This window comes from Asaia spathodeae NBRC 105894 (assembly GCF_025994195.1).
Classification (GTDB): domain Bacteria; phylum Pseudomonadota; class Alphaproteobacteria; order Acetobacterales; family Acetobacteraceae; genus Asaia; species Asaia siamensis.
In genome coordinates, this window is sequence record NZ_BAPY01000048.1 from 95478 (window position 1) to 104231 (window position 8754).

Annotated in this window: 9 protein-coding genes; 1 reads left to right on the plus strand and 8 read right to left on the minus strand. The window is 60.0% G+C overall.

What is annotated here, in order from left to right; all coding sequences use genetic code 11:
• Window positions 1-12: 12 nt before the first annotated feature.
• The 6 genes from AA105894_RS12900 to AA105894_RS12925 all read right to left on the minus strand — a co-directional run bounded on the left by AA105894_RS12900 (window position 13) and on the right by AA105894_RS12925 (window position 6649).
• Entirely contained in the window at window positions 13-3159 is a 3147-nt protein-coding gene (locus AA105894_RS12900; RefSeq protein ID WP_267312108.1) for an error-prone DNA polymerase, read from the minus strand.
• The gene (locus AA105894_RS12905) at window positions 3156-3437 is read right to left on the minus strand and encodes a hypothetical protein (protein ID WP_267312109.1); all 282 of its coding nucleotides are present in this window, start codon (window positions 3435-3437) and stop codon (window positions 3156-3158) included. The genes AA105894_RS12900 and AA105894_RS12905 overlap by 4 nt, the downstream gene beginning before the upstream one ends.
• A complete protein-coding gene (locus AA105894_RS12910) occupies window positions 3413-4921 on the minus strand; it encodes a Y-family DNA polymerase (RefSeq protein WP_267312110.1) in 1509 nt (502 codons plus the stop codon). The genes AA105894_RS12905 and AA105894_RS12910 overlap by 25 nt, the downstream gene beginning before the upstream one ends.
• The gene (locus AA105894_RS12915; protein WP_267312111.1) at window positions 4812-5597 is read right to left on the minus strand and encodes an ImuA family protein; all 786 of its coding nucleotides are present in this window, start codon (window positions 5595-5597) and stop codon (window positions 4812-4814) included. Before AA105894_RS12915 ends, AA105894_RS12910 begins: the two co-directional genes overlap by 110 nt.
• 354 nt (window positions 5598-5951) lie before the next feature.
• The gene (locus tag AA105894_RS12920; RefSeq protein ID WP_267312112.1) at window positions 5952-6380 is read right to left on the minus strand and encodes a type II toxin-antitoxin system VapC family toxin; all 429 of its coding nucleotides are present in this window, start codon (window positions 6378-6380) and stop codon (window positions 5952-5954) included.
• A complete protein-coding gene (locus AA105894_RS12925) occupies window positions 6380-6649 on the minus strand; it encodes a type II toxin-antitoxin system Phd/YefM family antitoxin (protein WP_373316781.1) in 270 nt (89 codons plus the stop codon). The genes AA105894_RS12920 and AA105894_RS12925 overlap by 1 nt, the downstream gene beginning before the upstream one ends.
• 298 nt (window positions 6650-6947) lie before the next feature.
• Here AA105894_RS12925 and AA105894_RS12930 point away from each other — a divergent pair, with 298 nt between their 5' ends.
• Window positions 6948-7607 (plus strand): GNAT family N-acetyltransferase, encoded by a 660-nt coding sequence (locus AA105894_RS12930; RefSeq protein WP_267312114.1) that lies wholly within the window; start codon window positions 6948-6950, stop codon window positions 7605-7607.
• 55 nt (window positions 7608-7662) lie between these two features.
• Here the strand turns inward: AA105894_RS12930 and AA105894_RS12935 are convergent, their stop codons facing one another.
• Together AA105894_RS12935 and AA105894_RS12940 are read right to left on the minus strand one after the other, a co-directional pair.
• Entirely contained in the window at window positions 7663-8367 is a 705-nt protein-coding gene (locus AA105894_RS12935) for an IS6 family transposase (protein WP_267312115.1), read from the minus strand.
• 147 nt (window positions 8368-8514) lie between these two features.
• Window positions 8515-8754: hypothetical protein (locus AA105894_RS12940; protein WP_267312116.1), on the minus strand; the 240-nt coding region annotated here is incomplete at its 5' end.

The following is an 8754-nucleotide window of genomic DNA, read 5'->3' on the forward strand; positions in this document are numbered from 1 at the left end:
GATTCCTCTCTCCTATCGAAAATTACGAGCTTTGACGGGCTCGGACCCTTTCAGGAGATCCGTCCTGTCTTCAGGCTCGCGCATGATGACGTGAATGACCTCGCCCTCCTTCTGCAGCGTGCCATGGCACACCATGAGATGGGCCGAGATCAGTGGTCGCCGCCAGGTCTCGCGCACGGACTTCCAGACGATCAGATTGGCAATCCCCGTCTCATCCTCGAGCGTGATGAACATGGTGCCATGCGCCGTACCCGGTCGCTGACGCATCAGCACAAGCCCCGCAATCGAGATCCGCGCCCCGTCCCGCATGGTGGCCAGATCGCCGCACCGCGTCATGCCTTCGCGGTCGAAAAGCGGACGCAGGAACGAGATCGGATGCGCCTCTAGGCTCAGCCCCGTCATGCGGTAATCCTCATGCACCGCGTCAGGCGTCGGCAGGGCAGGAAGGGTCACATCGGGCTCGATCACCTCCGGCTCGATGAAGTTGCGTCCGCGATCGGCCGCCGCAAAAAGCGGGAGTGGTGCTGTATCGAGGCCTTTGACCGCCCAGAGCGCGGCGCGGCGATCGACGCCGAAAGAGGCGAAGGCATTGGCATTGCTCAACGCCTCGAGCGCCTGCAGCGGGATATCGCCGCGACGCCAGACATCGTCGATACTCTCGTAAAGCGGCATGCGTGCCGCGATCAGTGCGGCCGCATCCTTGTTTGCCAGACCCCGCACCAGGCGCAGCCCGAGGCGCAAAGCCAATCCCGTGCTTTTGTTGGAGGCAGGTTTTGCCGATCTTTCCAGGGTGCAGTCCCAGCGCGATGCGTTGACGCAGATGGGGCGGATCTCGACGCTATGGGCGCGCGCATCCTGAACGATCTGGGCAGGCGCATAAAAGCCCATGGGCTGGGAATTGAGCAGGGCGGCGCAGAACACGTCGGGGTAGTGGCACTTCATCCAGGACGAGGCATAGGCGATGAGTGCAAAGCTCGCCGCATGGCTTTCTGGAAAGCCATAGGACCCGAAACCTTCCAGCCGGGAGAAGGTCTCTTCCGCGAATGCGGCCGTATAGCCTTCGCGCTGCATGCCGGCGATGAGCTTCTCGCGAAAGGGAGAGACACCCCCTGTCATCTTGAAGGTTGCCATGGCGCGTCTGAGCTGGTCGGCCTCGCCCGGTGTGAAGCCTGCGCAATGGATGGCCACCTGCATCGCCTGCTCCTGAAAGAGCGGCACGCCAAGGGTTTTGCCAAGAATGTTCTCGAGTGTGGCTGTTGGGTAGGTCACGGGCTCGATCTTCGCGCGCCTGCGCAGATAGGGATGCACCATATCGCCCTGGATGGGGCCGGGGCGCACGATCGCGACCTGGATGACCAGATCATAAAAGGTCGAGGGCTTCATGCGTGGCAGCATGGCCATCTGGGCGCGGCTCTCGATCTGGAATGTGCCAAGCGTGTCGGCGCGCTGAATCATCCTGTAAGTCTCGGGATCCTCGGCCGGTACCGAGGCCAGATCCATGCTCAGGCGATAATGCTCACTCATGAGCTCGAAGCCGCGTTGCAGACAGCCCAGCATGCCCAGGCCCAGAACATCGACCTTCATGAAGCACAGCGCGTCGATATCATCCTTGTCCCAGGTGATGATCTGCCGTCCTTCCATCGCGGCCGGTTGCAATGGCACGAGCTCATCCAGGCGATCCTGAGTGAGGACGAACCCGCCGGGATGCGTGCCCAGCTGACGCGGAAAGCCGAGAAGCTGGCGCGCCATGTGCAGTGTGAGCGCGAGACGGCGATCTTTCGGGTTGAGACCGGCTTCGATCAGACGCTCGCGGCAGATCTGCGGATCGTCCAGACAGGATGCGATATGGCGCGAAAGCTGGCCGGTCACGTCATCGGGCAGGCCAAGCACCTTGCCGACTTCACGCAAGGCGCCTTTGGGCTGAAAGCGCTGGACTGTCGCGCAAAGAGCCGCCCGATGACGGCCGTAATGGCTGTAAATCCACTGAATGATCTCTTCGCGACGATCGCTCTCGAAATCGACATCGATATCTGGCGGTTCCTTGCGGTCCTCGGAGATGAACCGCTCGAAAAGCAGGCCTGAGCGGACGGGATCGATGCTGGTGATACGCAGCACATAACAGATCGCCGAATTGGCGGCCGAGCCACGGCCCTGACAGGCAATGCCCAGCGAGCGGGCGTGCTGGACGATCGTGTTCACCGTCAGGAAATAGGGCGCATAGCCCAGCCGCTCGATCAGGGTGAGCTCGTGTCTGATCTGGTCGCGGACTGTTTCGGGTGCTCCGGCCGGATAGCGTCGGGGCAGGGCGCCTTGCACCAGACGCGCGAGGGTCTCCTGAGGGCTTTCCCCCTCGATCGTCGCCTCACTCGGATACTGGTAGCGCAGATCGTCCAGCGAAAAGCGGCACAGATCGGCGATGCGGCTCTGGTTTGTCAAAGCGTCGGGGAAGGCAGCGAACAAAGTGCGTTGCTCGTCAGGGCCGCGCAGGACGAGATCCGGACAGGCCATGCGCTCGGGGCCAAGCGCATCGAGGGGCGTGTTCGTGTGAATGGCAGTCAGCACATCGAGCAGGAGATGACGCTTCGGATCGTGCAGTCGCACATCGCCGGTTATGACGGTCGCGATCCCCATTTGCGCCCCCAGGGCCTGCAAGCCATGCAGCCAGCGCCAGGCATAGGCCTCGCGCCGATAGACGAGACCGAGATAGCGCCTGTTGCGATCGGGCGAGATGGCGCAGAGTGCTTCGATCTGCAGGCGCGTTGTCTCGATCGCGATGCCGGGCTGCAGGATCAGGACGAGGTGATCGGCCGCCTGTTGCAGATCCGACCAGTCGAGCGAGAAGACCCCGCGCTCTCCCCGGTAATGACCGAGTGTGAGAAGCTTGCACAGCCAGCCCCAACCGGTGCGGTTGATCGGATAGGCGAGCAGCACGCTGCCATCCGACAGGGTAAGGCGTGTTCCTGGTATCAGCCTGATCCCGCATTCTTTCGCTGCCCGATGCGCCCGGACCACGCCCGATATGCCGTGCCAGTCGGCAAGGCCGATCGTCTCAAAGCCGAGATGCGCCGCCTGGGCAATCAGTTCCTCGGGCAGGCTTGCGCCCTGCAGGAAGGAGAAGGCCGAGAGCGTCCCCAGCTCGACGATCGGGGTCTGGGTCATGACCGGTCTTTGTCCTCGATCCGGCGATGCGGATGAGGGTGGCGGCTGCTATCGGGCGCACCCGGCGCGGGGCGACGCATGAGCACGAAGCCGCAGCGCAGCAGATGGGCGACCAGGCGCTCGGCGACCAGTCGGGCCATGAATTCGTCGGCGTCGTGGACACGCCGCCTGCCGTCATAGCGCAACCCATGCTGCAGGGCGTCGGCAAGCTCTTCGGGACGGGCGTTCAGCAGGGGATCGACAGGCTGGGTCATCAGAACAGGCCCTGCAGATGCCACTGGCCCGAACCGGTCCAGTCATGGACACCATCTCCCAGACGATAGAGCCACAGGCGCTGTCCTTTCTCCGTCTCGATCGTCCAGTAATCGCGCACAATCCCGAATGCGGCCGGATCCTGCCACCAGGCGCCGGCAATTCGCTCCGGCCCTTCGGCACAGACGATACGATGCAGCATACGGCCGAGCCGGAACTGACGTGGCGCTCCATCGGGGAGGAGGGCTGTCACCTCGATCGGGATGGCGCGATCGAGCAGAACGACAGGGCGGTGAGCAATGTCCATTTGGCGCTCCCGTTTGACCGGTCCGTGCAGGCTGAGATGGCGTGATTCTTCAGGCCAGGCGGCATCGATCCGATGCAACCGCGCGAGGGAGATCAGCCCCGGCGCATTGGCCAGACGATCGAGCAGCGTTGCCGGCCAGGTGCTGTGCGTCTCGCCATAACCGGGCAGGGCGGTCTCATGCTGGCGGATGGGCGCAGACTGCACGATGACGAGCTGCACTGCCTCGATGCCAAATCCCGGCTCGATCTGCGGGATCTGGTCGCAGAGCAGGCGGATCAGACGGGCGGGATCGCAGGTGGCGTCGGACGTGCCCACACGCACTGCCTGGATCGTGTTATCAACACGCGTACAGAGGAAATCGACGAGCCTTGCGCCTTCCCCGCGCTCGAGGAGCTGCGCACAGATCCCGGGCACGAGCGCCTCGATCACTGTTGCGATCGCTTCCGCCGTGCCGATCGGCTCGAACAGGGAGCGGGCGCATTGCACGCCGATACGTTCCTGTACGAATGACAGGGGCATGGGGCGCAGGCCGGCAGCCTGATCGAGGCAATCGAGAAAGGCGCTCCCGAAGCGCTTGGCCAGGGGTGCGCGTGGCAGATCGAAGCAGGCTCCGATCGTCTTCAGGCCGAGGCGTTTAAGGCGCAGTGCCAGGGCCTCGTCGATCGGCAGGGATTTGCAGGGCAGGGCGCGCAGGGCTGCCTTATGTGCTCCAGATGCAATGATCGCCGTCTGTCCTGAACGGGCAATTGCGCGAGAGGCGGCTGCACTGTCACTGATGCAGGCAAACGCGTTGTGTCCAAAATTGCGCAGATCGGCGCAAAGCCGCTCGAGAAAGGCGGTTTCGCCCCCAAACAGATGGGTGCAGCCCGATAAATCGGCGAAGAGCCCATCCGGCGCGTCGGCGGCCACAAGCGGCGACATCCATAGACCCCAGGTAGTCAGGCGGGCGAGCGCCTCGCGGTCCTTTTCCCGGTCATGCTCGATGACGAGCAGGTCCGGATCGAGTGCCCTTGCATGGGCGAGCGTCATGCCAGCCCCGATCCCGGCGCGGCAGGCGGGTGCATCAACTGCTGTCACAACGCGTCTGTTGCCCTCAGTGGCGTGCAGCACCAGCTTGCGCGAGGCCGGATAAAGCGCGCTGCTCTCGCGGCGCAGCTGCTCGGTCGAGAAGAAGGGCATCCAGAGAGCGAGGAATCGGCTCATGGTCGTGGCAATCGAGGATCCAGCGTTTGGGCAATCCCGCGCGCAGTTTCAGGAGGTCGGCCGACAGACGGCGCGGGCCGGGAAGAGGCAGCGTAAGACCGGGCAGAGGCAGCGGGCGCGACTTCTGGGCGGTGATCTGCCATCTGGTGGCGCAGGCACAGGCTTCGTGAGCAGCACCCACGCCTGTCTTGCTCTGGCGCAGGATGAATCCGGTAGCGCCCGTCGCCTCAGCGGCCAGGTTGAGCCGGCGCGCTTCGGTCAGGGTGAGCGCGCGATCGGTCTCGACAACCAGGATCATGGGCTCTGCGTGACGCAGGATATCCTCGGCAACCGGCAGAAGACGATCGGCAACGAGCTCGAGGCAGAAAAGGCGTCGGCGTGCGATGCCCAGCGCATCCAGCCCTGCCCCGAAGAGTTGGGAGGGGCGTGTGGAGAGCCAGAAAACAGGGCGATCGCTGCGCGCCAGGCAAGGCAGGAGAAAGGCGAGCGTGCTGCCGCGTTCGAGCGGAGAAGCGATCAGAAACTCATGCAGCGCGCCAGCCGCCAGACCGCCACGGAGATGCCGATCGATCGGGTCATAGCCTGTCTCCAGGCGTAGAGTGGCGTGGTCTGTATGGTCGCGTCTCTCGATCTGCCGGATGCGTCTGCGCAATGAGTCGAGTGCGGTGTTGTCCATGTGCTCCTCCTTTCTGGAAAGAACATAAGGAGAACGCGCCAGGCAAAAGCAAGTGAATTCTGGTGACAGGGAGTCCATCCTATGGATTTGTGGAGTGCCGCCAGGGCGGATACGGGCACCCTATGGACAGGCTTTTACCCTGCCCACAGGGCTCCCGACACACCACAACCCCACAGGATCATGAGCAGGAGATTTTTCTCTTTTCTGATTTTGAAAAAGGAAATGAGCGGCTGCCTCAAAGGGAGGCTCTGATCGGGATATCGGGCTTGATACATTGTATCGATTGAGTAATGATGGCGCTGATGCAGGCAGGTTTATCAGCTCTTTTCCTGTCCTGCAGCCCCAGCTGCGGCGTTACCGCTCAGCCGGGTCCCAGGGATTGAGCAGCGCGACACCGGAGTGACGGAAGTCAGCGATATTGCGAGTCACAACGGTCATTCCGTGGACGAGGGCCGTAGCTGCGATGAGTGTGTCTCGCTCTGCACCCGGATCAGGCGTGTGAAGCTGCGCGCATCTGAGAGCTACAGCGAGATCAACCGATAGCACCCGATCGTTGAACTCGGGCAGAACGTGCTTGTCCAGCCAGGCCCGAAGGACGGCACCCTGAGCTGAGTCCTTGTGCTCCATCCTAAGAACGCCGAGCTCGAGCTCCATGATCGAGATGGCGGACAGGTAAAGCTCTCCGGCATCGACTTGATCCGCCCAGCGCGCCACGTGAGGATCCGCCTTTCCAGAACGGACTTTCCTGAGTTCGGATACGACATTCGTGTCGAGCACATACATCAATCGAAATCCGCTGCGCGCAGACCAAGAGAGACTCTCGGTGCTTCGAACTCGATCTCAGGACCGTCGGGCATAGCGAGAGCCTCTGCGATGCGCCTCGGGCGAGCCGTCAGTCTGCGATACTCCTCGATGCTTAATAGGACATGCGCTGGAAGACCACGATCAGTGATGATGACTGGCCCACCAAGGCAAGCTTTTTTTGCTCGGCTGGTATCTCGATTGAACTCTCTGCTGGAGAGTGTCGTGATAGGCATATCGCATCTCCTCATAGTTATGTAGAAACGTTACTACATAATCTTGGAGAAGTCTAGTTGGTACTGTCACGTCAACTTTTGGGTGGTAGATCCGCATGTTGATATGTCGGAGATATTCACTTTGCGCCCGTTTCGAGTGGCGACTGATCGCAACGTGAATCTGCGACTGCTTTGCTGCTTCGAGAGCTCGTGGCAGAAAACGTGGCTGGCAGAGTCGAGCTGCAAAGCAGTCGGAGCCCGGTCGATCTGGAATTTACAGGGAACTGTAACTGCTCCGGATTGCAGCACCCAACACATCCGCGCTGGAAATTGAATGAACCTCAACAATCTCAAGCCCCCATACGAGACAAAGCGCCTCATGCTTCGACCATTTGTGGCTGGCGACGAAGCGCAATTTGCAGCATACCATTGCCGACCTGACGTTTATCGTTACCTGTATGCCGCTGCACCAGCTGGCTCGACGCTGGAACAGAAGTTCGCGAGAGCGCAGGTAGTCAGGTTCAATAATGATGCTGATGTTTATCGCTTGGCGGTTGTGCAGAAAGCCGATCATGCACTTATCGGCGAGGTTCTTCTCAAGCTGGAGAGTAAGCAGGCTCGTCAAGGCGAAGTCGGATATATTTTCAATCCGGATTTCGGTGGCCAAGGCTATGCGACCGAAGCCGTGAAGGCCCTTGTAAGGGTCGGGTTTGAGGAGGTCGGATTCCATCGGATTTTCGCGCACCTTGACTCCGAAAATTTGCGTTCCGTCGGCGTTGTTGAACGCTTGGGATTTCGATGTGAAGCGCATCTCATTGAGAACGATTGCTTTGATGGCAGATGGGGCAGCGAGTTTATTTATGCGATGTTGAAATCAGAATGGGCGGCAGGTGTTGGTCAGGAGCCGATCACAAGCCGCCATGACTCTGTGGCTCTTTGGAAAAGAACGGCCTCAAACGATCCATTTATTCATCCGTCAACAAAGACAGAGTAATTGGGGGCTGTCACGTTAACTGATTTGAGGTAAGCGACGCTCGAGAAAGAGATCTTCAGGCGCTGAGAGCGGTCGCGTTATTCCATTGGGCGAGAGCCCGGACACGGTGGATGTGCCGGGAAAGAGCGGTGGTAATGGAGGCGGGTGGGACGAAGAGATTACGGATGGCGGAGAAGACGGACACGAAGCGCTGACATCCGCCTGGTGAGCGGAACTTCTGCATGATGCGTTCGCGTTTTCGCAAAGGAAGATGACTGTTCTCCGCCCGGTTGTTCAGACCCTTATGCGAGAGATGCCGGATCGAGAGACCAAGTTTGCGTCTCGCTGCTCCATAGGATTTGAGCCTGTCTATGATCATACGACTGGGGCGCAAACCCTGCCGTTTGAGAAGCCGGGTCAGAAGACGCCTTGCCGCTTTGGTGTTCCGACGGGGCTGCAGGATCTCGTCGAGAACATACCCGTCCTGATCGACAGCCCGCCACAGCCAGTGAGGCTGGTCCCGGATCACGATCCGCACTTCGTCCAGGTGCCAGATATCATCCGGTCTTGCTGCCTTGCGACGCAGGGAGCGGGCATAGGCTGTCCCGAACTTCAAACTCCAGCGACGGATGGTTTCATACGAAACCACGATCCCCCGCTCGAGCAGCATCTCTTCCACAAGACGAAAGCTCAGAGGGAAGCGGAAATACAGCCACACCGCATGAGCAATCAGCTCACCCGGAAAACGGTGCCGTTTGTAGCTCACAGATGACGCTCTCATCGCCCGCGTCTACCATGCCAGACTTAACGTGACATCACCTCCAGATCGTACCGGCGATACTGTGCGCGGGTGATTTCAGTCCAGGCCATCATGATCTCATCAGGTTGTCGCAAACCCATGAATCATAACCTACTGAAATCACCCAACTCATTTTCGGTCGGACAGTCGGAGAGCTATTATCTGGAAGTAGTTCATGGCTACAACCATAGCTTCTAAAAAAGCAGTTTCAGCAGGTGACTCGCAATGTTGCTTAATGAATGTCTGCCAACTTGGATCGTTGGCGATTGCTCTTGGCACGTAGCTGAATCTTAATTTCGGATATGATGGCTTGTATTCATGTATAAAGTTCCAAGCTATAAATATAATAAGTATTAATAATAAAATCAT